The sequence below is a fragment of the Hymenobacter sp. APR13 genome (assembly GCF_000737515.1).
GTDB lineage: Bacteria > Bacteroidota > Bacteroidia > Cytophagales > Hymenobacteraceae > Hymenobacter.
The window spans coordinates 1-25,705 of the sequence record NZ_CP006587.1 but is presented as its reverse complement, the minus strand read 5'-3'; the positions used below and the strand labels follow the sequence as shown (position 1 = coordinate 25,705).

26 protein-coding genes are annotated in these 25,705 nt (G+C 40.9%); 13 read left to right on the top strand and 13 right to left on the bottom strand.

Annotated elements, in window-relative coordinates; translation table 11 throughout:
- Nucleotides 1–82 precede the first annotated feature (82 nt).
- The 4 genes from N008_RS22835 (at nt 83) to N008_RS00105 (ending at nt 4,231) form a co-directional block, all read left to right on the top strand.
- The gene (locus tag N008_RS22835; protein ID WP_156108930.1) at nt 83–2,461 is read left to right on the top strand and encodes a hypothetical protein; all 2,379 of its coding nucleotides are present in this window, start codon (nt 83–85) and stop codon (nt 2,459–2,461) included.
- A 25-nt stretch (nt 2,462–2,486) separates the two neighbouring features.
- Nucleotides 2,487–2,960 (top strand): hypothetical protein, encoded by a 474-nt coding sequence (locus tag N008_RS00110; protein ID WP_044012749.1) that lies wholly within the window; start codon nt 2,487–2,489, stop codon nt 2,958–2,960.
- Nucleotides 2,961–3,163: 203 nt separating this feature from the next.
- Nucleotides 3,164–3,289 (top strand): hypothetical protein, encoded by a 126-nt coding sequence (locus N008_RS23970; protein WP_262489701.1) that lies wholly within the window; start codon nt 3,164–3,166, stop codon nt 3,287–3,289.
- A gap of 510 nt (nt 3,290–3,799) precedes the next feature.
- Nucleotides 3,800–4,231: a lysozyme gene (locus tag N008_RS00105; RefSeq protein WP_044012747.1), complete on the top strand. Its 432-nt coding sequence runs from the start codon at nt 3,800–3,802 to the stop codon at nt 4,229–4,231.
- Nucleotide 4,232: 1 nt separating this feature from the next.
- On the opposite strand, the gene N008_RS00100 is transcribed toward N008_RS00105, so the two are convergent.
- From N008_RS00100 to N008_RS22825, 7 genes are all read right to left on the bottom strand, one after another.
- Entirely contained in the window at nt 4,233–4,622 is a 390-nt protein-coding gene (locus N008_RS00100; RefSeq protein ID WP_052381012.1) for a hypothetical protein, read from the bottom strand.
- A 29-nt stretch (nt 4,623–4,651) separates the two neighbouring features.
- Nucleotides 4,652–4,954 (bottom strand): hypothetical protein, encoded by a 303-nt coding sequence (locus tag N008_RS22830; RefSeq protein WP_156108929.1) that lies wholly within the window; start codon nt 4,952–4,954, stop codon nt 4,652–4,654.
- 33 nt (nt 4,955–4,987) lie between these two features.
- Complete coding sequence (locus tag N008_RS00095; RefSeq protein ID WP_044012744.1) at nt 4,988–5,272, bottom strand: hypothetical protein; 285 nt, start codon at nt 5,270–5,272, stop codon at nt 4,988–4,990.
- A 4-nt stretch (nt 5,273–5,276) separates the two neighbouring features.
- Nucleotides 5,277–5,711, bottom strand: a complete 435-nt coding sequence (locus N008_RS00090; protein WP_044012742.1) for a hypothetical protein — start codon at nt 5,709–5,711, stop codon at nt 5,277–5,279.
- Nucleotides 5,712–6,053: 342 nt separating this feature from the next.
- Nucleotides 6,054–6,350 carry a hypothetical protein gene (locus N008_RS00085; protein WP_044012740.1) on the bottom strand — a complete coding sequence of 99 codons (297 nt, stop codon included), beginning with the start codon at nt 6,348–6,350 and terminating at the stop codon, nt 6,054–6,056.
- Nucleotides 6,351–6,828: 478 nt separating this feature from the next.
- The gene (locus tag N008_RS00075) at nt 6,829–9,702 is read right to left on the bottom strand and encodes a BT4734/BF3469 family protein (protein WP_044012735.1); all 2,874 of its coding nucleotides are present in this window, start codon (nt 9,700–9,702) and stop codon (nt 6,829–6,831) included.
- Nucleotides 9,703–10,069: 367 nt separating this feature from the next.
- Nucleotides 10,070–10,285, bottom strand: coding sequence for a hypothetical protein (locus tag N008_RS22825; protein WP_156108928.1), 216 nt, complete (start codon nt 10,283–10,285; stop codon nt 10,070–10,072).
- A gap of 418 nt (nt 10,286–10,703) precedes the next feature.
- Between N008_RS22825 and N008_RS00065 the strand changes: the two genes are divergently transcribed.
- Complete coding sequence (locus N008_RS00065; protein WP_156108927.1) at nt 10,704–11,141, top strand: hypothetical protein; 438 nt, start codon at nt 10,704–10,706, stop codon at nt 11,139–11,141.
- 656 nt (nt 11,142–11,797) lie between these two features.
- Here the strand turns inward: N008_RS00065 and N008_RS22820 are convergent.
- The 3 genes from N008_RS22820 to N008_RS00055 form a co-directional block, all read right to left on the bottom strand.
- Nucleotides 11,798–13,009 carry a hypothetical protein gene (locus N008_RS22820; protein ID WP_156108926.1) on the bottom strand — a complete coding sequence of 404 codons (1,212 nt, stop codon included), beginning with the start codon at nt 13,007–13,009 and terminating at the stop codon, nt 11,798–11,800.
- A gap of 65 nt (nt 13,010–13,074) precedes the next feature.
- Nucleotides 13,075–13,332: a hypothetical protein gene (locus N008_RS00060; protein WP_052381011.1), complete on the bottom strand. Its 258-nt coding sequence runs from the start codon at nt 13,330–13,332 to the stop codon at nt 13,075–13,077.
- A 20-nt stretch (nt 13,333–13,352) separates the two neighbouring features.
- Entirely contained in the window at nt 13,353–13,940 is a 588-nt protein-coding gene (locus N008_RS00055; RefSeq protein WP_044012728.1) for a hypothetical protein, read from the bottom strand.
- 1,099 nt (nt 13,941–15,039) lie between these two features.
- On the opposite strand from N008_RS00055, the gene N008_RS22815 reads away from it, so the two are divergent.
- The 8 genes from N008_RS22815 to N008_RS22800 all read left to right on the top strand — a co-directional run bounded on the left by N008_RS22815 (nt 15,040) and on the right by N008_RS22800 (nt 22,544).
- Entirely contained in the window at nt 15,040–15,240 is a 201-nt protein-coding gene (locus tag N008_RS22815; RefSeq protein ID WP_156108925.1) for a hypothetical protein, read from the top strand.
- Between the two features lie 93 nt (nt 15,241–15,333).
- Complete coding sequence (locus N008_RS22810; protein ID WP_156108924.1) at nt 15,334–15,783, top strand: hypothetical protein; 450 nt, start codon at nt 15,334–15,336, stop codon at nt 15,781–15,783.
- Complete coding sequence (terL, locus tag N008_RS00040; protein ID WP_044012723.1) at nt 15,776–17,230, top strand: phage terminase large subunit; 1,455 nt, start codon at nt 15,776–15,778, stop codon at nt 17,228–17,230. Before N008_RS22810 ends, terL begins: the two co-directional genes overlap by 8 nt.
- Nucleotides 17,230–18,519, top strand: a complete 1,290-nt coding sequence (locus tag N008_RS00035) for a phage portal protein (RefSeq protein ID WP_071884447.1) — start codon at nt 17,230–17,232, stop codon at nt 18,517–18,519. The genes terL and N008_RS00035 overlap by 1 nt, the downstream gene beginning before the upstream one ends.
- An 84-nt stretch (nt 18,520–18,603) precedes the next feature.
- Nucleotides 18,604–19,374, top strand: coding sequence for a phage minor head protein (locus N008_RS21085; protein WP_081910512.1), 771 nt, complete (start codon nt 18,604–18,606; stop codon nt 19,372–19,374).
- 62 nt (nt 19,375–19,436) lie between these two features.
- Nucleotides 19,437–20,048, top strand: a complete 612-nt coding sequence (locus N008_RS00025) for an SIR2 family protein (protein WP_081910511.1) — start codon at nt 19,437–19,439, stop codon at nt 20,046–20,048.
- A 26-nt stretch (nt 20,049–20,074) separates the two neighbouring features.
- A complete protein-coding gene (locus N008_RS22805) occupies nt 20,075–22,072 on the top strand; it encodes a hypothetical protein (protein ID WP_156108923.1) in 1,998 nt (665 codons plus the stop codon).
- A gap of 13 nt (nt 22,073–22,085) precedes the next feature.
- A complete protein-coding gene (locus N008_RS22800; RefSeq protein WP_156108922.1) occupies nt 22,086–22,544 on the top strand; it encodes a hypothetical protein in 459 nt (152 codons plus the stop codon).
- A gap of 109 nt (nt 22,545–22,653) precedes the next feature.
- Here the strand turns inward: N008_RS22800 and N008_RS00015 are convergent, their stop codons facing one another.
- From N008_RS00015 to N008_RS00005, 3 genes are all read right to left on the bottom strand, one after another.
- The gene (locus N008_RS00015; protein ID WP_044012713.1) at nt 22,654–24,225 is read right to left on the bottom strand and encodes a tyrosine-type recombinase/integrase; all 1,572 of its coding nucleotides are present in this window, start codon (nt 24,223–24,225) and stop codon (nt 22,654–22,656) included.
- 295 nt (nt 24,226–24,520) lie between these two features.
- A complete protein-coding gene (locus N008_RS00010) occupies nt 24,521–24,907 on the bottom strand; it encodes a hypothetical protein (protein WP_044012711.1) in 387 nt (128 codons plus the stop codon).
- Nucleotides 24,908–24,974: 67 nt separating this feature from the next.
- Nucleotides 24,975–25,694 carry a hypothetical protein gene (locus tag N008_RS00005; protein WP_044012708.1) on the bottom strand — a complete coding sequence of 240 codons (720 nt, stop codon included), beginning with the start codon at nt 25,692–25,694 and terminating at the stop codon, nt 24,975–24,977.
- Nucleotides 25,695–25,705 lie beyond the last annotated feature (11 nt).

Here is a 25,705-nt window from a genome sequence, read left to right as displayed (position 1 = left end):
TGTTAATTTTTTTAGGCGTGTATAATCAGTGATGTTTCTATTTCGCATTAAGGATATATAGGTTATAATATCATAACACTATATGCCAATCGGAGTAGAGAAAACAAGGATCAAAGATTTAAATAGTATCACACAGCAGAATCAATTGCTGGATAAGGTTATTGAAGTTGAAACAAGTGCTGGTACTGATCAGAACTTTAAGGTTTCTATTCCTACCATTATTCAGACCGTAGCGAATAACCTTCCCGGCGCAAATAACACGAAGTCCGGTTATAAGATGGTGCGTTGTTATTCCAATGCATCACCACAATGGTATGAAGGATCATCAACCCTTACTGAGTTGAATCCTGATTTTCTTTGCTTAGGCACTACCTGTAAATGTGAATTTCCCAATGAGGAATATATTCTAGTATATGATGCTGGTAGTACGCTACAGGTATATGTAGACGGTGATTTCACAGAGCCAAAAGTACCGGCGAAATGGGTAGAGCGTGATTCTATTGAAGAGAAGGTAAACAGCATTGCCGATTTCAACCCGTTTGAAGATACCTATGCTGAGGGGCAAACGGTGAAGTTCCTGATCAACGGGGAATACCGCTTATTCTCTGCAAAAGTGGCTATGGATCGTGGGCAACTGCCGAACTACTTCATGCCTACACCATCGGGGAACAGCAATGATCCCTATTGGAGAGAACTGAATCCAGCCGGACTAACCAAAATTGAAAACTGGTTGCCGGGAGACTATAAGAAAAACACCATTGTAATCTATAACAACCAATTCATCAGAGCGAAACGGGATCTGTCCGGCTCTCTGATATCCACTGGTGATCAGGCTGCTGATGATGCACCAGCCGACCTGGATTGGGAGTTTATCGGTGGTGGTGGTTCCGGTGGTGGTGATTACTACGTGTATGATGATACCGTAATCAAAGCTCGTATCAGTGCGGTAGAAACCACAGTAGAAGGGTTGGAGAGTGATCTTAACAGTACCAATCTAAGCCTCACCAGTCGTATCAATGCCATTGTTAGCACTGCGAATGATTGGGTAGCCGGTAGCTACACCAAAGGTCAATTCGTGCGCAACGGTGTAGGGGTATTCATTGCGAAGAACAATATTCAGAATAGTACTGTAGCGCCCACGTCAACTAACGTGAGCTGGTTGCAGATCAATGGATCAGCAGCTATTGACAACGGTAGTATTACAGAAGTAATGTTGGATGCTGAGCTAACTGCAAAGGTCAATTCAGCAGGTGATGTAACACAATCATATGTTGATGATAAAATATCTGAGGTTAATGCGGTTGATATAAATTTGCAGAATCAAATAACAAATATTAGAAATAATCCTTTGCCCAAGGTGTATGCTACATCATTAAGTGGAAGCGTGTATCAAGGTAGTGACTTGGCTAATGCATTTCAGTTTACAGGCATATTTGGAAACATATTATTATTTTATCCATTTTCTTTGACTCAGAACGCCGTTCTCGCAGCAGGTACGCACGTAGTGGGAAATAACTTCATTACAAGTTTGAATGATTATAAGATGTTCACTAGGGAATATAGTAGAGTGTCAAATCTAATTGTACAAAGTGGTGGTTTGAGTGTGAATGGTCTAGGTGGCACTTATTACAATAACTGCTTCTTGTCTAATGTGTATATTGAAATTCCAGTAGGTAAAGTTGTTACTTTTGTAGACTGTGATTTTAACTGCAATAGTGGTTTCGTACTGTTCAAAGGTGGTGGTACTGTTTATCTAAAGGGGAGTAGCTCTATACCAACCGGAGCAACTATTGAAGCGGGAACTACGGTAACAATTGAATCTGGTAGTACAACCCCATCTGGTCCGGCAGTAACACCAGCTCCTACAAATCCAATACAAAATGATGTTCTAGATACATTTGATTATACACTACCGAGTGGGTATATACTTAGTGATATTCAACAGACATTGGATGGTGGCGCTACATGGATACAGGCAGCGAAGCCTATACAAGTAGGTAATATAGATGTGCCTGTAAATGGTGTAGGGGTAAGAACTAGGTCAATAGGGGCAAATCCCGCTAGTAGCGTGTTATGGAATACAGCAGTCTATACAAAAGCTGCTGGCGCACCTGATGGACTGATCCCATCTGATGAAGCAAACTTCAATATACAAGGGGGGTGGGGTAACATTGGTGGTTGGATAATAGAGCCTAATCAAATTCGTGCGAACGGTGGGATGGGCTATTACCTACGTAATTTCACTGCTTCCGGTACAGGTGTAGTGAAAGTTATGATAGGGGAAATTACTGGTACCGCACCATTGCGATTAGTAACTAATACGGGTTTTGATGTATATCCGAACACCGCTGGACTTCATACATTCTCTATCACATTTGGTGGTGGGAATGATACGATACATATAGGTGGTCAAGGTGGATTTGTCGGTACTGTAGACTGGATTCAAATCATACCCAATTAATTTATAAATCATTTACATTTCCATCATGCTAACCTTAACCATCTTATTATTTACGCATATTGAAATGATAGAAGCTGCAAGAATGTGGCTTCCTATCTTTATTTCTGCTGGTGTGTTCTTATACACGATGAAGAAAAGTAATAGTAAGGAGTTGGAAAGTAAGTTAGATGATGAAAAGAAGCGTACTGAGGCTAGGCTTTTGGAAATAGAAAAAAGCCAGGATAAGAACATTCCCAAATTTTTTGACCTGATATCTGATGTTAAGCATATAAACGATACCGTAAATAATGCACATGAACTTAGGTTTAGGGGTATTGTGTCGGATATTGAGAGGCTTAGAGATAATTATGATTTACGTTTCAGCGTTAATGAAAAGACAATGGATAATATATCTTGTAAGCTAGATGATCTGGAAACTAAAATAGATAAGAATGCCGAAGTAATGAGTGCTAAGGTTGATAAGATATTTGATATATTAATGAAAATGCAAGCTAAATAATGAAACAGGGTAGGAGTAGATTAAGAGAGTTTCTACAGGACGCAAAAGGCACCTTCAACATCTTTACCTGTATTGCATTGCTAAGCGGTATTACGCTGGTTACATCACCACTTGTATGTAGGTTAGCTAGTTGGCAACCACTCAGTAAGGAAGAATTAACCACGTTAACACTTATCTACTGCATCAGTGCCTTGTCAGATTATATGTTAGCTATCTACTTAAATAAAATGCCTTCAACCGTTAATGTTGATGAAGCTACAGTTAACATGAATACGGAAGCAGCAGCCGAAGAAATTATAGAACCAATTAATGAATCAGATCCGAACTAGTTTCATTATCATCCTGCTACTACTACTCAGCAACTGTACTATCAATAGAAAGGCTCCAGAGGCTCCACAAGGAACAATAGCGCCAACGGCAACACTAGACACTACAACGGCTGTTGCGGGTGCTACAGGGGCGGATACAAGCCAAATTCAGGGTGTATCACAGGCAGTGGTGAAGCGGTTGCTGAGTGGCAAGAAGGTGAAGCTGAAGAACAGCCCGATCACGATTACCAACCAATCCGCTACCAGTAGAACTGGTGTACCTGGTGCTGCTACAGGAAGCATGAATAGCGCCGTTACGGCGACTGTAGAGAGAAACCAGGGTAGCGTAGGGGAGGGTAACCAAAGTGCTTATAAAGGCAAGGAAAACCGCCAACAGCAAGGTACCGGGAATGCAGCAAGTGACACGATAACTACCAGTAAGAAAACGGCTGGTAATTGGTGGTTCATCCTGCTAGGTGTAGTAGCGTTCCTAGCCGCTGGTTACGTTGTGATAACAAAATATATAGGGATATGAAAGTAGATAAGGTTGGTAGGGACTTCCTGATACGTGAGGAAGGCGTAGTACTGAAAGCGTACAAGTGTGCGGCTGGTGTGTGGACTATAGGAGCCGGCAGCACAGGTAGGCATGTGAAGCCAGGAGTGAAGATTACCATGCAACAGGCTGAAGCGCTACTAACACACGACCTGAAGCGCTTTGAAGAGGCTGTTGCTACACTGGTTACTGTAGAGCTGACACAGAATCAAACCAACGCGTTAGTATCGTTGGCTTTCAACATCGGGATCAACGGGTTCGCTAAATCCAGCCTGCTACGCGAAATCAACGCGGGGAATAAGGATGATGTAGAGCGGATCACAGAATGCTTCTGTATGTGGCGAAATGCCGGTGGTAAGCCTATTCTGTTGAAGCGTCGGCAACGTGAAAGCGCTTTGTTTTACAAGTAGCTTACAGGTTGAATAAACTTTCCCCGTCATTACCGGAGCTAAGGCTAATGGTACGCGTGGTACGTTCCTTATCCCCTTTGTGGTAGAATAGCTCCCCATAACCTTTAGCAATCCCCCGTTTGAAAATCTCGGTGAAGTAGCTGAAGCTGTTGGTGCTTTTGGTTTCATCAAAGTGATGCCAGTTCAACAGCATCTGCATTATCCCGGTCTGGTAGCAATCATCCCTATCATCAGGATTGCTGTAACGCATTTTTTTGATGGTTTTGTTGGCTAACAGTATAAACATGTTAGCAGCCTTATTAGATAAAACACCCGTTTTCTTACATGCTACAATTTCAGCTAGTAAATCGGTATTCTTTAAGTAGTGCGCATCTTTCTTTTTCTTTACCATGCTACTTATAGCGTAGAATGGGCAAAAGTTTACACTAAGAGCTTATCTATTTTCCAGCCCCGTACCACATTGTTAACCTGTGTAACTGTGAAGTTGTATTCAATAAGATCAATGGGATTAGCTAAGGCGAATGCTTTGGCTAGTAACTCAAACTCTTCACGCGTTAACATGCAGCTAGCTTCAGGGCTTCTGTCTGCTTCATATCCGGTTAACCAGCCAGTTACGCCATCCAACCATACAAGTTGATAGCGTACTGAGTATAGCCCTATACGCTTTACCAATGTGTGTACTAGTTGCTGCTGTTGCTCGGTAAGTTGCTCTTTCACGTTCATACTAATCCTTTTGCGTTCAACCCAAGGCTGCTACTAGCCTAGTAGTTTCTCAATCTTCCATCGCCGGAAGAGGCTGGTGAAGTAGGTGATGCTTCTACCATTTCTGTAGGCATCGCCGCTGAAGTGTGGTCTAAGCAATTCTAGCGCGGGAATCGTTAGTTGCAGGGTATTTACTTCGCGGTCTTCGCGGGTACCGACCAAGTACCGGGCATCCCCGAAATCAACCAGGGTAAGCCAGTCTACTACCCCATCATCATCAAAGCTGGCAAGTATGCGCTTGATGCGCTCATTGTCGGGTAACCATTCTTCGTCTGTCATTGCTCTACTCGTTTAGTAAGTTGTCAATCTTGCTAGCGCGGGGGTGTGGGAACGCATCGTACATCGTAGCCGCCACTGTTGGTTCTTGGTAGGGTTCTTTAAGCGTTTCGCGGGGAATAATGCCGAACTGATTGAAGTAGGCGGGCAACTGGTTGATGAATGCTAGGGGCAACCCAACGACCTCACCGGAGTCTATTTGCCTAGCTCTCCAACTAGAACGAACCATTTCTTTGTATTTGCGGCTGGTAGTGCTGTGCAGGGTGATTTTGAAGCGCTTTTGATCGGTCAAGGGGTCGCCCTTTAAAGCAATGATATCATACGATTTGTATCCATTGTCCATAATCATAAACGAATCGGGGCTAAACCCTTTTTCTTGGATTAGCTTCAAAATAGCGGCGCGTACGGCGGTGGTGTGGGCTTTAATGTGATTCGGTTTCATACTGCTGATATGTTGTTAGTTTGTTTATTCTGGTAAGTTGGAGTGCAAAGATACTATCTTGCTGAATAAAAAGTTATCAACTTTTAAAAATAAATTTGAAAAGTGTGAGAATAGATTTTTAAAAGTGTGAGAATAAGTTTTGAAAGTGTGAGAATAAAAAAAAGTCCAGCGAGAGCGGCGAAACTCTGACTGGACTCTTTCAAAAAATAACCTACATGTACGATAGGAGTACGAAGCCTACCACATCATTATATATCCAGTTTTCGGATTAAGTTTAGTTTGTCCTGAATCTTTTTTCTCAGTTCGCGAAGTTTCTCTTTTGTATTCATACTAATAGGTTGTTTATTTTTGTTTGCGGTTTTCAATGGTTTGGAGCTTCTGTAGTGCATCGTAAAGGGTAGCGCGGGTATCCGTATCCCAAAAGTCGTATACATCCTCTGTGAACAAAGGGTTGATAAGCTGGTGTAGGTCGGGAGTGAGGTAATAGGTTAGTTCATCAACGCTATGTGTATGCTCTTCATAACCAGTGAGCATGTGCCCGGTGGAATCTTGCGCTAACCCGAAGTTGAAGTACGTTAACGCATTCATAGCGCTCATTACTTCATCCATACTGCTGATGTGAGATACCGAATCATTCATAGTAGTAGGTTGTCTATTTTGTATTTACGCATAGCTGATAAAAACTCTGCATACGAAACATGTAGCAAGGGTATACCAGTGTTTTGATAAATCTTCAAGGGTCTGATATCACCAGTTTCAATCTGATATAAGATGTTGTCGCTCTCCGTTATCGTACACAATAGGTTGAAAAGTTCACGACTGATTTTGTGTGGTATCATTCGCACATCTTCCAACATCAATGAATGTACCTTGTTCATGTGTACTTTGATATAAGTTGATTTGCTTTCAAGGAAGTTAAGATCATCTAGTGTTTCTAGTTCTGTTTTCATTGTGGTGATTTTTTGTTTACTGTATACATTATATAGTAAAAGTTGAAAATGGTTTTACCGATTTCAGAAAATATTTTCAATCTTTTTTTCCAGGCTGCTACAGGCTTGGACATCAACTTTGCATAGTTTTCCTTATAAAAGTAGTCAAAGTTGATGTCCAACAACCATTATAGCTGTATGATGTTGAGCAAGCTCACCAAATCCAAGCCTTTAATCTTAGTGTAATCGGTTAGCTCAACTTCCTTTACAATGGTGTAGCCGGTGGTTACTTTCTTCGTAACTTCCTTACCATCGGTTGTGGTAGTGGTGATATTCTCACGTTCTTTTTTAATGTGGAACATAACTTCCAGCGCTTTCAGGAAGTTGTGATTTGAATAACCTAACCCAGCGCTTAGAACGTGGGCATTGATGTAGCTAGCCTGATAGGTGGTTCCAACCGTGAAATGCGCTTTGAGTTGTTTGAATAGATTAAACTGTGTCACTGTTTCCGGCTTCATCTTTAGCTTACTGGTAGTGTACTTGTCCTGCATGATGTAAGCTACTCTGGTTTTGAAGTTCAGGAAAGCCGATGTTTTGAAAAGGTTCTCATCCTGAATCACCTTCTCATTCACATAGGCACTAAGTTCTTCAAACTTCTTTTCCAACGTGGTACGGGTGGTATCCTGTAGATTCCATCTGTATTTATACTCACCACTTAGCATTTCGCTGATTATCTGTTTCTTATATTCTTCAATTTCCTGCTTATTCTGTTTTGCTATACTCACATATTCATCATTCGTAGCTTCATCAAACCGGGTGTTGTAGGTGATCTGTTGGTTGAATGTGAAATGGTGAAGCGCTAGTATCCTTTCCAGCAATGGTTTATTCTGAAAGGAACTTCTGTTAGCATGGATGTAATGTTCAAATGCTAAGTAGTATTCATCAACAGCATAACGCCCACTATCTGATCTGACAACACCCGTCATATGAAACTTTAGTCTTTCCTGATTTTCGGAGTCATGGGTATGATTATAAAACATCTGTTGCTTGTCAATATTCTTATAGATATTAATTAGTAGCTGTATGCGCTCCCTTGCAAAACATTCGTTGAAAAAGCTGGTGTTGCCGATTTGGCACGAATGAATGATGCTGATGGATGGTTTCATTTTGCGAAACCTTGCCGTGAACTGAATAAGGTCAATCAGTGTGGAGCCTCTGCCAAATGTGATGTGTATAGCCTTATTCTTATTGTTGATATTCACACCTGCTTGTACATAACAGGTAGTTAAGAATACATCAACATCGGCTAATTCAGACTCATTGATCAGCTTCGTGTAGGTTTCAGTAAACTCATTCTGACTGTTCTTATCAACTTCATCTTTAGTAAGTAGGAATACTTTCTTTCCAGAACTACGCAACAACTCAGCTATGTTCTTTAGTGTGCGTTTGTTGTTCAGGTAGAACACGTTCAAACAATCATCTTTCAGGTTGTTAACATAGTATTCGGTATCACTCACACTTTCACCCAACTGGATTAGATCGTATTGGTAGTGAAAACGATTGGTGATAGTAAATTCTAAATAGTTAGCATCGGTGTACAATCCCTTCAATGGAAACATGCTACCACTTAGGTAGATAACATACTCATAGCGGGCTTTAAGACGGTCTATGAGTTGGGATACATCATACTTCCAACCATAGTCACTAACCAGACTGTGCGCTTCATCAATGATCAGGATTTGCGCCTTTCTAGGTTCCAACTTTTGGATAGCAGGGTAACAGGCAACCAGCATATCAACGGTGGTGTGTACATCCGATAGGGGAGTATCATTGATGATGGTAGCCAGGGTAACACCAGCGGCTGTAGCGGCGGTTGAATCCTTCTGCTGCTGTACTAAGGCTCTGGTAGGCATCAGGAAATCAGCTTGCAGCCCTAAGCGCTTTACCAGGGCGTAGCACATGGTAGTTTTACCGGCTCCCGTCGGTGCGTTTACATAGAGGGTCTTTTCCGACCGTAGCTTCTGCTCTATGTAATCCAGCTTCTCAGTGAGGTACTGGTTGATGATGTTGGTAGGGGTGTTGGTTCCGGCGGGTTGCTTTGTGTAGCGGCTATCATACCCTACATAGAGTTCCTTATAGAGCTTCGTTAGCTTCTGTGTGATATCGTCTACTGTGTGCGGCTTTTCCTTTGTCTGAACATACTCCAACACCAGCGGTAGCACCTGTGACAACGTGAGCTGCTTCTTCTTCAGTCGCGTGATAGCTACCAACCAGTTGTAGGCTTGCCCCTCTACATAATCCAGTGGATCAGCACCCGATTTCAACTGTTCAACCACACTGTAGAAGATGGTGGTAGCCGACGTGTTATCAATGCGTGATTCATCAATATCCTGTAGCTCAAACCCTTCTTTCTGTGCTAGCTTGTTCTGCTTATAGCTGACGAGTAGATCTGATTGCCGTAGCTCTACTGGTGATGTATTCGTGTAGATATGTGGATCATAGCTGAAATAGCATAATCTACTTACGTCCTTTCCACTCTTATCCAGGTTTTCTAACGGTATATTAAACTCAGTATGGAATTTGTAGCGCAAGGCTTCAAATACTCTGGTGTGGTTCTGCTGGTGTAGTCCGGTTACTTTCAGGATAATCTTCAACCCATTACCAGAAGGACTGATAAACATCATGGTAGCAATGTTGGCATCAGTCACATCGTTTTGTATGGTTCTGATTTGATTGTTATTCAGCTTGTCAATATCAATTACCATGAAACCACTATGTTTCATGGGTTCATTGATGCCTTTCTTCTCGCCTAGAAAGTGCGCCGATGGTGTGAAGCTAGGTAGGCTGCCTTTCGTGCGCTCAGCTTCCGCTTTCGTTTTTCTACGGATGTAGGCTATCCGGTCCTTGTAGGTGAATATGTGATGTTGTTCATCACCACCTTTTTTGATGATTCCCCCGATTTCAGCTAAGGTTAGCTGATGGGATTGCTTATAAGATGCTTTGGGACTGTTATAGTCAAAGTAAAATTCATCTTTGTAAATACTTATCTTCTTATCGTACATGCTGGTAATTTATTTTTTATTTTACTCTTAGCTGAGTATAGTAGTGGTTCAGTAGTTCATCAATCTTCGCCTTTAAGATGAATATCTGATTGCGCTTAAGGTCGTAATAGCAACCTGAAGTGCCTTCCATATCATTCTTCCAATGCTGAGCTTTGTAAGCTTCTGTTATGTGAAGTACCAGATTATCTGGTAGGCTTTCGTAGCTTTCAACTTCGCTGCTGTATCCATCCATATACCATACATTCAGGCAATAGGTATTGTCATTGTACACGGTGAAGTTTGCATCAACCGTTGTTTGTTTATTCTCACATGTTACCAGTAAGGTATTCAGTGATTTTAAGTTGTTTCTCTGTAGGATATTCATAGCTTATTTCTTTTGTTTTCTATTTTGATGAAAGTGTTCTACCATTGCTTTAATCTGTTGCTTATGATAGTAGTGTTTGTGTTCCTCAATAATCTTTGGAATATCGGGGTGCGCGTCTAGCAACCATTGAAGCGTTGAAGCTGAAATATTCGTTTCTCTGATGATTCGGGAACGGGTGGTATACTCAATACCATCGTGCGTAAAGGTTATGTTGTTCATAGTTATGTTTTGTTTTACTGCTTACTGTACATATTATATAGTAAAAGTTGAAAATGGTTTACCGTTTGGGAAAAATATTTTCAATCTTTTTTCAGACTGCTACCCGCTGACCTCGTGGGCTAAGAGGCTTGGACATCAACTTTGACTACTTTTATTAGAAAACTATGCAAAGTTGATGTCCAAGCCTGTAGCAGCTCCGAAGAAATATTGAAAATATTTTCTCCAAACGGTAAACCATTACCAGCTTTTACTATATAATGTATACAGTAACTAGAAAAACAAACAACTACTACGATGATGTACCCAACCACCACCCAACCAACCCGCGCCTACTATATGTGATGATGATGTATTCAACATGGGCTACAGGGAAGCGCTATGTGACCATATAACCGAACTTGAAGTTGAACAGTACTATATGGACTACTTTGAAGCCGTGAACGAGCTTAGAAATCAACTTGAAGTTGAATACTACTATGACAACAAATACAGTAGCAATGAGTATGAAACCATAGAAGAGGTGTTACAGAATATTCCTCAAACTAACGAAAGAAACTATTCATGGTGGGTCGTGAATAATGCTACCTTAGATTATGCGTATGCGTCTGATATATTCCAACCCGCAACACAAGTAACCGTTATCACACAATATTATTTTAATATTGCCATTAGTGTTAAACACCATGAGTATAGTTTCCACTGTGAGATTGATAAGGCGGCGTATGAAGCCTATGTTCCGCATGTAGATAAGGGTGCTGACTATAGCTATAATGAGTTGATGGAAGAGGTGAACAAGATATACCGCGTAGTGAACCGCGCTAACCGGCTAGGTTCATGGTTATCCGAGAACGCGTAACCAATTCCCGTACCCGTTCCGACAACACTAGTTCTGAATCATGGTGGTAGCTGCTGCTTAGCTCTTCCATGTTGGTTAACCGATGCTTCACGCTGGTAGCTCTGATACACGCTGCTTCATCATCCACATCATTGCTCAGGATGCGCACTGTGATTTTTCGGTTGTCAGCTAACAGGTTGCACCACTTCACGAAATGGTACGCGTTCATGTAAATGATGCCGGTACTGATGTAACTAACCAAGCTCTTCAGAAACAGCCGTACATGTCCCTTCACGCGGCTTTTAACCCGTTGGCTTGTCTTGCCTACATAGAAGGGAGTAGTACCAGTAGAGAGGCTGTATACGCCACTGTAGTTACAGCATTGATACCGGATGAAGTGAGCGGTGAAGCGGTCTATCCAGGCACGGTAGATACGGATACCAGTGCGACTGGTGCGGCGTTGACTGAGTAGGTGTACGCGTAGGATGTCGGTAGCAGCATGGAAGTGATTCATACTGCTTATACATAGGCTCCTATATAAGTTGGGTGGGCTAATCCAGTATCTCTAAGCGCTCCAACTTCGTCCCTCTATTCTTAATAAGGAAAGGCATGAGGTGTCAGGATGTTTATTGAAACATCTTGTTATAGAATATTTTGTTGATAATGTAACTGTTACCCTACTTGTTATTTCGTTTTGATAGATAATCTATAAGTGGTTTGTAATTGGGCGGGCATACTGTATTCATTACTCTGTGAATGCCGGTTTCATTAGCTTCTTTAAAAATAAAAATAATTCCTGTTTTATTGTTTATTAATGGATCAAATAAGTCGTAATTAATATTTTCTTTGTCAATTGGAGAAAACATGGGGGTATTAGGGCTATGCCCTTTGGTTATATCAATTTCAATAAATATTATTCTGTTATAGTCAGAGGGTGCATCACTATGTTGATTGATTTTGCCTTGTACTTTGTTGAATAATTTTTGATTGATCTCACTAACATTTTGTGTTTTCATTCCCGATATTATAATTTGACCTCTGCTTAAGTCAAATGAATTAGCTTCAGCGTGGAATGAGATTAGTGTTCTATATGATGATTTTTTGACTTCTTGTTCATGACTTGTTCCGAGATAATATGGCATGATGTCAATATCAAAATCATCGCATTCGTATTTCTTAGGAATAAATATTGTTAATCCTTTAGTGTTAAAACTGTGCATATATTTCTTGTACAGATCTATGACAACACCCTTTGCCCTATCAATGGACTTTGATAGTGACTTTTCGGTTTTAAATCCAATGTGCCCACGATACATTTTATAATCATGAATCTTGTTTTTAGCTAGAGAAGTTACTAAGTATTCGCTTAGCTGAAGAATGCTTTTATTGATTGGTTCATCAACCCTACAGCATTCAACAAGATATTTGCTGCCTAAAAATTCAAAATAATTATCCATCGGTCTAATGTTGCCTTTGCTGTCAACATAACTCATAGTATTATTTGCATCTATGGAATTTTGCTTTAAAAATTTATCCATATACACTTCAAATAGAAACTGACTTAAACGAACATGTGATATGAGCCCCTTTTTAGATTTTAACGGTATGTGAGGTGCGTTAACTTTAGCATATTCAATTAATTCAGCCAACTCTTTTAGTTGATAAATGTCATGATCTTCGGTGCTGGACAACAAGTAGACGAGATAATTTTCATCATCAAACCTCTTTGTCCCTATAGTGTAATCAGAAATATTGAAAAAATTGCGAAGACTTTTTTCAATATCAATAGAATGCTTGTAAGGTGAATCTAATGGTTTTGCTAGTTTAAATTTCTTTACTCCAACTCGTTCTTTCCAATCTGCTAGTAGATCCTTGCCTAAGAAGTTCATGATTCAGTTACAATATTAAAGTGCGGTTAAATTTTGAAAATATAGTAATGCTTCAGTACCAGGTATTACATAAGGTCATTTAGCTTCACATAGGGGGTGTAGTCCTCCAATCCTTCGGGGTCTGAGAAGCTGTTGGTTCGCTCTACCATCTTGTTCTGGTACGAGTCATAGTATAGCTCCACAAAGAACCCACCATCCATATGATAGAGTCCTACGGTGTCCTCTTCCTCATAGCGGGTGGCGATGTATTTACCCTCGTTCCAGACAACGGTAACCTGCTGCTCAAAGGGGATGGACTGGAAGGTTTGCAGTGAATAAGGCATAGTTGAGAGTTTTGATGATTCTATAATATGTCGTATTCTGTTAATTTAGTTCGTAAAAATGAATTTATGGAACGATAATAATTCATTAGTGAAATGATGTGAGTCTTAAACTCAGTAATTTTTGTGTCTATTTCTGAAAAATCTTTTTCCTCGCTAGTATTGTAAGTGGCAATGAGAATGTTCAGTTCGTTAATGAGCCTGTTGGCGTTATTCAGGTTGTTGTTTATATCGTTGTCTTTAACTGCATCTTTAAAATCAAAATAAAGAACACTGTGATTTTGTTTTTCAATTAAAAGCTTTGCTAATGCATCACTGGTATTTGTTGCTTTGCTTTCCAAAAATTTATTCTTTTTCTTTGTGTTTTTAAAGTCTTCGTAAAGTTGAAGAGTAGAGCTATACATCTCTATAAACATGCTGTTTTCAATTATTACATCCTCTGCTGCTTGTATTTTTCTATTTATATACGTCCCTCTGATTAATAGCTTGTGTTCGTTGATTTTTTGCTGGGAATCAATATATTTAGACGCTATCGTGACTAAACTCGTTATTGTGACTGTGACAATGGAGACAAGTAAAGATGTGTAAGCTATAATCGCGGATGTTTCCATGCAATGAGTGTGAATTGGTTGCCGAAGTTAGATGGTTTACTTGTTGTGATTTTCAAACGTTTTTTTTGAAATTGCATCACTTATGTCATATGTTTCATAATTAAGTGTAGGGATCTGGTTTTCATCAACAATGATGTGTTGTGTATGCCGACTGTTGATGAAAATGTATTTACTGCCTGCTTTGCCTAAGAATATCAGAACCTTATTGGTATTAAAGAACTTATTTTCAGAATAATTAATACTGGATACGTAGTTGAATTTAACATGTCTTTTTATTGCTTGAGACTCGCTAATGCCGGCTAGTGTTGCATTAATGGGTAAGAATATTATAGCAAATACAAAAATCCCGTTGATGAAGCTAGCGAACTTGCTGCTACTATCGTCAAGGGTTATTAGTTTGTCAGGTATCAACTTATTGAAAACCAATAATGATCCAATAATTGTACTAGCTACAGACGCTGAAAAACTTGCATTTTGTAGTGAGGTGACATTTATATAATAGAATAACGAAAGCGCAAACAGAATGACAATATAGATAATAGTTACATATTTGATTGTGTATTTTAAATTATTCCTAATCTCTTCTGACTTTGAGTCAAGTTTATCTACTTCCAACTGAATAGCCTCAAGGTCTGCGTGTAGTTTCTGGAAGTCGGTTTCTTTGTTTTTTTGATGAATTTAATTTTGCTTTTCCATGAAGCTGCTTGTCTTGAAGATTCGGGAATTAGTCGCTCTGCAAATGCTTCTAATACTAGGTGAAGTACAAAGTTTATGATTAATGCCAATACTGCGTATCTAAGTGGAAATGCTATGCCTTTCACAATGTCTTGAATTGTGATAAATTGAAATATGTCAATGTCAAATGCTCCCCAATAAAGCAGGTAGTATAGGACTGAGATGAAGAACAGAAATGTGATGTAAGTTGCTGTTGACTTTAACATTGTGTAGATACAGTGAGAGTAAAGTAGGTGCAATATAACGATGTGCATCTATTGATATGGTCACCTTGGGATATATACTATGTGAACGTGCTGAAACATCTGATGTCAGTGTATCACAATGAGGCTTGCTTATTGAAAATAAAATGACAATGTAGTTAATGAGTGATTTATACGAGACAATTAACGATGCTGGTATTCAGGTAAACTACTTTGATGAAGCAGTACAGCACCTATTGAAGAATGCTGTAGCAGGTAAGCTGTCTGAAGCAGACCTGTTAACCGAACTAAGATCAATAGAGCGGATTGGTAAGGTTGATAAGCTTACAGCAGATGATTCTAGTGATTCTGAGGTGGCATAGCGCTACATAAAGAGAAAAGGCTGCACTGTGTATGTGTAGCCTTTTTAGTACCTTAAAACGAATATATAGAGGTATGAAAACAATAATGAGTTAATGATTGGTAGACCTTGTAAATACAATGATCAATTAGCATCTGAAATATGTTGGCGTTTAGCGGCTGGTGATGCTCTACACAAGATATGTAATGATAAACACATGCCTTCTACAGTTACCGTTTATGCATGGTTATTTGATGATTCTAAAAAGGAATTTCTTAACAGGTACACACAAGCACGAAAGATGCAAGCGTATGGATGGGCAGATCAGATCATTAGTATATCTGATGGTGCTGCTTCTGCTGATACAATGGTTGCTATTAATAGAGATAGGCTGAAAGCTGATAACCGAAAGTGGTTGCTATCTAAGTTGATCCCCAGCAAGTATGGTGATAAACCAGAAGTTGAAGTTATTACTGATACAGCTTTAGATAAGAATAAGCTGAGTGATGAAGAGTTAGATCAATACATTATGCTATTGAAGAAAATGAAAAAGGATAGTGATTAGAATAATACCCGTTACTGAATTAGATGCAGCTATAGCTATTAAATGTAAACGCAACTTCACCAGCTTCTTTATTCACTTTTGGGAGACTATTGAAGCCGGTCAACTGGTGATGAGTTGGCACATAGAATTTCTGTGTGCTGAGCTACAGAAAGTGGTGTTGTGTTGGGAGCGGAAAGAAAAGCAGTTAGATGTACTGATCAATCTCCCGTTCGGTCTGTCTAAATCCACAGTACTACAGCTACTACAGGCATGGATTACCCTACGTAACCCATCGGTGAAGATTCTAGGTACCAGCTACGCTGGTAGGATCAGTGCGAAGAACAGTGGTAAGGTTCGCGAATGTCTGAAGTCGCCTAAGTTTCAAAGCTGGTATCCAGGCGTTGTCATTTTCAACAAAGAGATAGACGGTAAAACACAGTTTGGTACTGAAGCAAAGGGTATCTACTACACCAGCTCCACTGATTCGGCGGCTACTGGTATGCATAGTGATTTCATCTTCAATGATGATCCACTAAGCGCCAAACAAGCCAACAGTGAGAAGAAACGTGATACGGTGAATGATTTCATCAGTAACACGCTCAGCAGCCGCAAAACAGAGGAATACACCGTTACCGTTACGGTAATGCAGCGTCTTCACCTAGAAGACCCGGCTGGTATGCTGCTAGCAAAGAAGCAGCTTAATCACATCAACCTACCAGCGCGGGTTGATGCCCACAACCGAAGCTTAGTGAAGCCGGTAGTGGCTCTGAGCTACTATGATGCCCATGATGGGTACTTGAATCCAGTACGATTCGGGGAAGCCAAGATTGCGGAATACAAAGGGGAGTTATCACACTTCGCCTATGCTGCTCAGGTGATGCAGAATCCGGCGGATGATAGTACCGGATTGATAAAGAAGGATGATTTTGAAATCATCAACTGGCAACAATTCCTGGCAGTTACCGCAGGTAGTAATGTGGTGTGGAATTTTGATGCTGATACCGCGCTAACCGCCAACAGAGCCAACGACCCAACCGCGCTACTGGCTAGCTGTGTGGTGAAGGGTACCACCTATATCAGAGAGTCGTATTCGTGTTGGATGGAACAAGATGATTTAGTAGCGTTCCTACCTGAGTTCCTGAAGCGTAACGGGGCTACCACTACTTCAACATTATATGTAGAACCGAAAGCGAATGGTAAGCCAATAGTTAATACGCTTAGTAGAAGTGGAAATATATTAGTTGAAGAGGCTCCCAATCCTACATCGGATAAAGTACAACGTTTACATAATGTGTTGCCGGAAATTAATAAATACAATGTCAAGTTAATTGATGGACACTGGATTGTAGCCTTTCTTCAGGAATTAACAGCGTTTCCAAATGGTAAACATGATGATAGAGTAGATACGCTAACACAGTGTTTAGCTAGATTAACAGTGCCAGCGAAGAAAAAACCAATAATATATTAATGAATTTTTATGACAAACTATTAAGCGTCTTTGCTGGTGAATCAAAAGCAACTGGTGAACCTGAAACTAAAGCGGTTGTATCGTATCCACAACCAGCCGCACCGCTTTATCAGGTAAGCAACAATGTTCCGATTCGTTATTATAACTCAGTTAAGAATGATGAATACAATAGCGTATTCTACACCATTGTTAATAGTATTCAGCAAACGGCTAAATCTATTCCTTGGAACGTTTACTACTTGGATGCCAAAGATGAGAACGCGAAGAAAGCAGTTAACCATCCGTTGTCTAAAATCCTTTACCGACCTAACCCGCGCCAAAGTTGGAGTGAGTTTGTAACGCAAGCGCTAGGAACGTATCTGCATACAGGTAACCTGTTTGTGTATGTGTTGCGTGTGCAGCAAGGGTTGAATACCGGCAAGCCTATGGAGTTCCATGTAATGCCGCAATCAACCAGCGTATCTGTTGCGTCTGGCTGGATGGGTAGGGTAGAAGGCTACAGTTTCATCAGTGCCACTGGTAGCCGGGAATCTTTTGCGCCATCAGATGTACTGCACCTGAAGAAATTCAACCTGAATGATAGCACCTATGGGTTGTCGCCCCTGGTAGCCGCTACACTGCCTCTAACAAGTCATAACTACGCGTTACGTCAACAGATTGAACAGTTGGCGCAGGGTGGTCCCAAAACGGCTGTATACAAGGATGAACCAGACACAGAAGGCTACACCAGTGATCAGAAGGAAAATCTGAAGCAGGAATTTACCCGCAACAAGGATTTCACCTTCGTTAACACGAAGCTAGGTAAGGTACAGCTAGGGCTATCATCTGTAGAGCTACAGCTACTGGATAGCATCAATGCCGATGCTGGTAGGATTGCGGATCTGTTGGGCTACCCATCTATTCTGCTGAGTGGCACGAAGCAGAACACCTACAACAACGTTACGGAAGCGCACAAAGCGTTATACAAATCGGTTATCAGCACCTTACATGAACTGCGTGATGGGTTGAATTATCTGGTTGGTCCCTTCTTCAAAGATGAAGTATACATTGATTTGGATACCAGTGGTATTGAAGTATTGAAACCTAATCTATCAGAACTTATCACGTCGGCTAACAGCGCTACTTTCATGACGGAAAATGAAAAGCGTAAGATGGTTGGATTGAGTGCGGTTGCCGGTGGTGATGGTTTCGTTAGATCGGCTGGTTTATCCTACTCAGCAACCATTGATGATAATCCGGTTGAACCAGTAGATACCTATGATGCTGGTGATGCTGAAGTAGCCGATTAAGTAGGCTTGGACATCAACTTTGCATAGTTTTTCTAATAAAAGTAGTCAAAGTTGATGTCCAGTAATCAAATTATATAAGCAGTAGTGAATAATGAACAGCAACACATAGCCGAACGATTAGCCCGACTGGATAGATTAACCGCTGGTTATGAGAAGAAACTAGTGAAGGCTTTATTGCGTGATTTGCAGCCGTGTATTGAATCCTTTGAACTAACTGGTAGCGTTACTCTATCTGCTGCTGTGCTATCAACCAATAGCCTTAAAATAGCTTTGGAGAGTCTATATCTAACCGTTATCCAACAGGAAGCGAAGATTGAATATCTGTATCAGCTCAGCACTCAGAAAGCGTTTCCGATTCTACCAGTAAACGAGTGGTTGCGGTTGGCTAAGAACTTCATAGCGGTTAAGTCTAGTAAGGCTATCGTAGCTATCACCAACACTACCAGGAAGCAGGTAAGGCAAGTGTTATCCACTTCACTGGATACAGGTGCTGGTATTGCTGAAACAGCTAAGAACTTGCGCAACAGGGTTACCAGCTTCAGTAGGAGTAGAGCGAAGGTGATCAGCCGTACTGAGCTGATAGGCGCACAGAACTACGGTAGCTACTGTGGAGCTGCTACCAGTGGGTTGAAGCTGGATAAGGTCTGGTTAACTACTACTGACAAGCGTACCAGATTCAGCCATATACAAGCCGGTGGGCAACGGGTTGATATCAATGCACCCTTCATTGTCGGTGGTGAAACATGCCAGTTCCCCGGTGATCCTGATTTGTCTGGTGCGGAAAGGTGCAACTGTAGATGCACTCAGATCTACCGACCTAAACCAACGTTTACACAGGGTGTGCTAGACTTTTAGTAGGGTAGTAGAGTAGGAGTAGGTATCTTCGGACCGTATCATTCACTACTAGATTCATACAAATGCAAAACCGTGTTTTAGCTGACATTAAAGTGCTTAAGGATGCAATCAGTAATAGAAAGTTAGTTGTCTTCGCTGGTGCTGGAATTTCTGTAGATGCTGGCATACCAGCTTGGGGTAAGTTGATTGATGAGTTCAAAAAAGATATATCTGTTCCAGATAGTGAAGGTGACTATCTGAAAGTTGCTCAGATGTATTACAATGAGAGACAAGAAAAGGAATATATTGATAAAATAAGGAGTGTGCTAGGTGTTAACAATTCTGTTGCTAATGGAATACATAAAGGGATATTTGACTTAAAGCCAGAGCATGTAATTACTACCAACTATGACAATTTGCTAGAACAAGTTGTAAGTGCAGAGGCACTACCATACTCTATCATTAAAGAGGATAAAGACTTTCCATATTCATCAGGCACTAATTTGCTTATTAAGATGCATGGAGATATTGACAATGTAAATATGGTTCTTAAAGAAGATGATTATTTGGAATATAGTATTAGTCATCCGCTTATGGAAAGCTTCATCAAATCAGTATTCGCATCAAAGGTTGTTTTGTTTATAGGGTACAGCTTCTTCTTGATCCTAATCTTAAGGCTATTGTTCAAACCGTAAGAAATATATTAGGCAAGAATTTTCAAATGGCTTACCTATTTTCTGCTTCTGATAGTATGCACGAATCGGAAAGGGAATATCTTAAGAGGAAAGGTATAAATGTTATATCTTACAGTGACGGATTTGAAGTAAATGAAAAAGATGTTAATGATAAGTCAGTAAATTATTTTTCTGAATATGTATCAAGTATTAAATCTGATCTAATTTCATATGATGATGAAGTTGCTAGGCTTTCTGAAAGAGGCAAAGCGTTGTATGACTTTTTAATATTTTTGTATAAATATAATTTCTTTAAAGAAAGATTGCATAAAGAGTCAATTGTTGATCAAATGTTTATCTCGCTGAACAGATTTGCTGATATTACATGTGTGCCTTATAAAGAATTAATTTCACTTTATCCATTCAGGGTTAAAGATGAAGAAAATGTACACGGTTATGTATTGGATTATACTTATAGTATAAAAAACCCAGCAATTAGCAGATTGTTCTATGATGAGATAGATATTAGGGATGGGGTTATTGAGTTTAAGGCTGAGACAACTATTGCGAAAAAGAAGCAGGCTGATATGTTGTATAAGATAAAATGGATTATTAAAAAGCTTAATGCAAGTATGATTACAAGTGTGATAGGTGATGGACACAATTTGCAATATCCTAACGGATATCCGAAGTTGTCTATTGAGTTGAAGAAAGAAGAAGCTATAGAAAATCCTCTTTCGGATTACGTTGCACTTAAGTTTGACAAATGTATTGCTTCCATATCTCTAATGTCTGTTTCGCCAGCTTCTAAAATTGATGACGATATGGAGCTATGTTACATGCATTATAAGTTGGGTAATTTTCACCAATGTATATTAATGTTAGATGAAGTAGCTAATAAAGCTTGGCAATCTGAGAAGTATATTTCTTACTTTTTGGCAAAGAGTAATATTAAAACTATGCGTAATTTGGTAAAATATAATATTGATGAGGACTATAAACACAAATACGAGTTGATTAACAAAATCAAATCATTCCAACTTGATGATCTTGTTAATAAGCTGACTAAGATTGATGATGAACAAAGAGATTTTATTATAAAAATTCGGGATAAATATTTTAACAGAATATTTGAAAATAACATTGATGAGATAATTGAGCAAATAAATAATGTTTTTTGGTTATATCATGGGGGGGGTGGCGTAGTTAGTGGAGCACTCCATCATGTAGAACTAGAAGCCCGTATGATGAAGTACTTTGTCTATCTGAATACTAACTGTATCATATATGATGCATATAATGAATATAAGAGATTAAGCCAGAGGTCAGTAGAAGCCTTGTTGCTCAGTTTGTCAATGACTACATCATATGTTCAGAAGATGAATGAGTTTTCATCGTTTATAATTCTAACCATAATTCATTATTGTAATAGTGATAATTTAGTGAAAAAGATGAATCAGCTTAATATTAATTCATTGCCTGTTAATAATAAAACAGCTAAGTGGACAGTAGCTACTGTAAAAAATTTCTTGCTTTCTAATCATACTGTTTCAAAAACATTTAGTTATGTATTTGCAAATCGGGTAACAGACTCGCAGCTAAATAATCTGTATTTTACAAGTATTTATAGTTCGGTTTTTAATAATTGCTTATTTGTACTGTCTTATATAGATATTGAGAAGGATGATGCAATTGATATTGCAAATAATATTATAACATTTCTGGAAAATATCAGTGCTAACAAAAGGCTTAGGCTCACTACAGGGTTAGCTGGATTTGTTGATAAACAAGGGGAGCACTTGAATTGGGAGATTTTGTATAATTTATTGAGGGTTGGTTCAGAAATGAGTGAAATGAGAAGTGAAAATTTTTTTAGATCTATACATAGGGTATATGTTAAGAACAACATGCCTGAGAAAATTACTGATGAAGTTGTTGTTTTAAATATAATGAATCATCAGAAGGTAAATCGTTCTGATAAAATGTATTTAGTGTATTTATGGAATATGGGTGGTGATTCTATCAAGGTAAGTTTAAAAAAATAAAATTATTGAGAGCTTGAAGGAAAATTTTGATGAATTTCTCTATTACAACGCAAGTGGATATAAGATAATTGATTATCAAGATTTCTTAGATATAGCAATTAAAAATTCTGTAAAAGGCAGTCCTCAGAATATTGTTAAGAATGGGCTTATAGATCGTGGTAGAGCGGTGTTTTTCCCAAATATTATCAATTTTATGGATGGGGTAAATGCAGATGTAAAAAGGTTGCTAAATGAGCCTGTTGAATATTCTGATTTTCAACTAATGTTGATAGATCCTGAGTCTTTTGATTATAATAAATTTGATCCTGAGTGGCTGCTGGTGATATATGATGAAGGCATAATAAAGAAAATTAATGAAGCTCATAATCTTGGTGAGTACATAATGAAATACATTAAAACATACATTGATGAAAAAGAAAAAAAGAAAAATATTGATAAATTAACAAGAATGTATTTCAAGTTTATTGTTTGATTTGATGATAATCTGGATTTTCAAGGCTCTATGTCCTGCTAAGTAAAAGAAAGAACCTCGCAGAATAGTTCTGCGAGGTTCTTTCTATATCTGGAAAGGCTGTAGTAGCTTAGTTCTGCTTAGGGATGTTGAAGATGTTCAACGTGTGTTCTTTCAGTGTCCTACGTTCCTGTAAGTATCCTTCCAACGTAGCCAAGTTGGTGTGTCCAGCTATACTCATTACCGCGTGAACAGGGACGTTGTAATCTAACAGTATGTTCAAATGTGTTCTTCTGCCTGTGTGAGTGCCTACCCGAAACCAACGGGGAACCTGTACTATGTCTGTTTTCCTTCCTGATATCCGTTTCAACTCTATCTTATCATGCATACTAGGAATTAGTTTACACAGTTCGCGCATTAGTTCTACTGCATAATAATCTTCCATTGCAATCTTGCTGATATCGTACTCACATTGTTCTAGAACGTATTCTGATATCGGATTCAGTTTGATGTGAACTACGGTGCTTTTCTTCTCAGTCTTTTTAACACTCTTTCTGATGTAGCCGTTGCTAATGTTAGCTGATGTGATGGTAATAGCATCAGACCAACGTAAACCAGTAGCACACAGAAACAGTAGTAGCAACTGAGCCTTTCTGTCATTCTTTGTTACCTGTAGATCTTTCAGCGCTAAGATTTCTTCCTCTTCTAATGTGATAACTTCATCATTGTTCTTTGCTAATAGAAATTCATAGCGCTGGTATTTGGTGTTTACTTTAATGCCAGCCGGTAACTTATCATCATGTATTAGATAATACTTTAAACAGGATTTGATCTTAGTGATATAATTCTCTACTGTTTCGTTGGTTCGGGTTTTGCCTTCTGTCCAACCAACTTGTTCTACCTTCTGCTTTTTTACATAAGAGTACTTGGGGATCATAGAAGGTGTATCCGTTAACCAGTCCTGAAACGCAATCAGGTAGCTATCATCAACCTCATTGATCAACACGTTAGGTCGGAACCTAGCAACTGTGCTTACAAAGCTGGTGTAGGTGCGTAGGGTAGTGGCTGCTAGCGTATTCTTCCCTTGCCGTTGTGCATAGTTCATCAACCATGTGGTAAGCTTCGCATCCTCAGCTTCTACAGGCTCTGGTAGTAGGTCGTATTCGCGCTTGGTTTTGTATAGCTCTGCTTCATGGTGAGCTATCTGCGCTTTCAACTTCTCAATAGCGGATTCATGCCGGGGAATCACCACATCAACCGCTTCAACCGCGCCTTCTTCATGCAACGTGGTTATCATACCGGCTAGCTTCTGCTCAAACTTCTCCCGTTTGATAGCTAGTCGGGTTGCTTCTTCCTGCTGCTGTTGCGCAAGGGTGGTGAGCTGTTCAAACCGTTCTTTCACCAGCTTATCAGTAACCATTACACCATCGGCTACAACCAGGTTATAAGCGGTTGTTAGCCTGTCTCTGATATCCTGAAGATAGCGGTTGATGGTTTCCCTATCCACACGATTGGAAGGCTTCAGGTAGCCGGATTTGTCTAGCTCTTTATCATGTGCATCATGCAGCGTCGGAATCTTAAAGCTACCCGCCGTACCAAAGCTCCAACGAATCTGGATAGGCTTGTTTTTCAGGGTGGCATACTTACCATCAGCGCGAAGAATGGTGGTGATGGTTGGAAACTCTGCTTTAGGACGTGCCATATCGGATAAGCCGGATGAAGTGAGAAGATTACTATTCTACTTTAAAGGTAACCGCGTGTTCCATAAAACCCAAATTTGTGTTCCATATAACTCAAAACTAAAAATAATAAGTGCCTCTAAAGTGTATTTAGAGGGGTTTTTAAAGTTTTACCCTTTTTGGTTGTGGGAAAGAGGACGACTATTAGTCGTCCTTTTTTTGTTGTCCAATGACCACATGATGAAGTGTTTATAAAGCAAAAGCGCCCGGCAGCCCATGTGGCTACCGGGCGCTGCCCAGGCAAAGAAGGCAATCGGCCTAATGCACTACCCGCAGCTCATAAGTGCCTGCCGGCTGGCCGGGAAGGTCGAAAGCGCCAACGCGGCTGGGGCCATAGCCCAGGTTGACCTTCACCCATTCGTTGCGCACGGGAAGCAGCGCCAGGATTTCGTGGCGCAGTCGCTCTAGGTCTTGCTGCAGATTCTGGAGTTGGTCGCGTACTTCTTCGGCGTGCTGCGGAAAGCTGCCGGCAACGGAGCGCTGCTCAAATTCGTCGGCCGCTAGGGCCTGCTGCTGTTGCTGCTGCGGCAGGCTGGCGCTGTCGGTGTTGGCCGCCCGCAGGGCCTTTTCAGCCGCCAGGTAAGCGTTCAGCTTGTCTTCCAGCGGCAGCAGGTTGGGGTCGAGGTAGTCGAGGTTGGTGGACATGGAGGAGAGGATCAGGGTTGAGTTTTTGCAAACGTAGCCCGCCCGGGAAAGATACAGGGCCCGCCGGCTAAGGCTGCAGGCTGTCGTAGTAAGTCAGCAGCCGCACCACATCGGCCTCCTTGCTCAGATTGAGCTGCTGCTGCGAAACGTAAGCGCCGGCCTGCTCCCGGTATTGTGGCGCCAGAGCATCCAGTACGCTCCGGGTGCTCAGGCGCACGGGCAACAGCGTTTGGTCGGGCAGCTTCAGGTAGTAAGCGGTTTTGTTGCTCCACGCCGACTTCTTGATGGTCGTCAGGGCGCCGCTGGAGGTCTGGGTCTGGCTTTGCCGCGTGAGGTGGCGCAGCAGCGCCGTGCGGCCCGCATCGTAGCGCACGTCGAGAAAGGTGGCGCGCAGCACCGGCAGCTCGGTGCGGGCCTCGGGGTAGAGCCGGAACACGTGCGTCTGGTGGGTGGCAGAGTCGCGGAGCGTAAACTCGCGCACCATCGTCGTGAACAGCTCCACCGAGTCGCCCTGGGGCCGGCGCCACAGCAGGCGCGCTGCCGACAGATCGTACTTCAGCCACTGCTGGCGCTGCACGTTGCCGGTGCGCATGGCTACCGTGCCCAGCGCCCAGTCCGGCAGCAGGTAGGGGCTGCCAGTAGTGGCCTGGCCGTCGCGCTTGCGGCCCAGCTCCCGGTTGACATAATCGTAGTTGTTGAGCTTGCCGCCTTCATTGGCGCGCTGGGCCTGGGCCGTGCAGGCAAGCTGCACCAGCAACGCCGGCAGTAAAAAGTAGCGGTAACGCATAACAGAAAGCG

Excerpts from the sequence above, each read along its gene's own strand:
- N008_RS22835 (WP_156108930.1), top strand. The coding sequence starts at position 83 with ATGCCAATCGGAGTAGAGAAAACAAGGATCAAAGATTTAAATAGTATC.
- N008_RS00110 (WP_044012749.1), top strand. The coding sequence starts at position 2,487 with ATGCTAACCTTAACCATCTTATTATTTACGCATATTGAAATGATAGAA.
- N008_RS23970 (WP_262489701.1), top strand. The coding sequence starts at position 3,164 with ATGTTAGCTATCTACTTAAATAAAATGCCTTCAACCGTTAATGTTGAT.
- N008_RS00105 (WP_044012747.1), top strand. The coding sequence starts at position 3,800 with ATGAAAGTAGATAAGGTTGGTAGGGACTTCCTGATACGTGAGGAAGGC.
- N008_RS00100 (WP_052381012.1), bottom strand. The coding sequence starts at position 4,622 with ATGGTAAAGAAAAAGAAAGATGCGCACTACTTAAAGAATACCGATTTA.
- N008_RS22830 (WP_156108929.1), bottom strand. The coding sequence starts at position 4,954 with ATGAACGTGAAAGAGCAACTTACCGAGCAACAGCAGCAACTAGTACAC.
- N008_RS00095 (WP_044012744.1), bottom strand. The coding sequence starts at position 5,272 with ATGACAGACGAAGAATGGTTACCCGACAATGAGCGCATCAAGCGCATA.
- N008_RS00090 (WP_044012742.1), bottom strand. The coding sequence starts at position 5,711 with ATGAAACCGAATCACATTAAAGCCCACACCACCGCCGTACGCGCCGCT.
- N008_RS00085 (WP_044012740.1), bottom strand. The coding sequence starts at position 6,350 with ATGAATGATTCGGTATCTCACATCAGCAGTATGGATGAAGTAATGAGC.
- N008_RS00075 (WP_044012735.1), bottom strand. The coding sequence starts at position 9,702 with ATGTACGATAAGAAGATAAGTATTTACAAAGATGAATTTTACTTTGAC.
- N008_RS22825 (WP_156108928.1), bottom strand. The coding sequence starts at position 10,285 with ATGAACAACATAACCTTTACGCACGATGGTATTGAGTATACCACCCGT.
- N008_RS00065 (WP_156108927.1), top strand. The coding sequence starts at position 10,704 with ATGGACTACTTTGAAGCCGTGAACGAGCTTAGAAATCAACTTGAAGTT.
- N008_RS22820 (WP_156108926.1), bottom strand. The coding sequence starts at position 13,009 with ATGAACTTCTTAGGCAAGGATCTACTAGCAGATTGGAAAGAACGAGTT.
- N008_RS00060 (WP_052381011.1), bottom strand. The coding sequence starts at position 13,332 with ATGCCTTATTCACTGCAAACCTTCCAGTCCATCCCCTTTGAGCAGCAG.
- N008_RS00055 (WP_044012728.1), bottom strand. The coding sequence starts at position 13,940 with ATGGAAACATCCGCGATTATAGCTTACACATCTTTACTTGTCTCCATT.
- N008_RS22815 (WP_156108925.1), top strand. The coding sequence starts at position 15,040 with ATGAGTGATTTATACGAGACAATTAACGATGCTGGTATTCAGGTAAAC.
- N008_RS22810 (WP_156108924.1), top strand. The coding sequence starts at position 15,334 with ATGATTGGTAGACCTTGTAAATACAATGATCAATTAGCATCTGAAATA.
- N008_RS00035 (WP_071884447.1), top strand. The coding sequence starts at position 17,230 with ATGAATTTTTATGACAAACTATTAAGCGTCTTTGCTGGTGAATCAAAA.
- N008_RS00025 (WP_081910511.1), top strand. The coding sequence starts at position 19,437 with ATGCAAAACCGTGTTTTAGCTGACATTAAAGTGCTTAAGGATGCAATC.
- N008_RS22805 (WP_156108923.1), top strand. The coding sequence starts at position 20,075 with ATGGCTTACCTATTTTCTGCTTCTGATAGTATGCACGAATCGGAAAGG.
- N008_RS00015 (WP_044012713.1), bottom strand. The coding sequence starts at position 24,225 with ATGGCACGTCCTAAAGCAGAGTTTCCAACCATCACCACCATTCTTCGC.
- N008_RS00010 (WP_044012711.1), bottom strand. The coding sequence starts at position 24,907 with ATGTCCACCAACCTCGACTACCTCGACCCCAACCTGCTGCCGCTGGAA.
- N008_RS00005 (WP_044012708.1), bottom strand. The coding sequence starts at position 25,694 with ATGCGTTACCGCTACTTTTTACTGCCGGCGTTGCTGGTGCAGCTTGCC.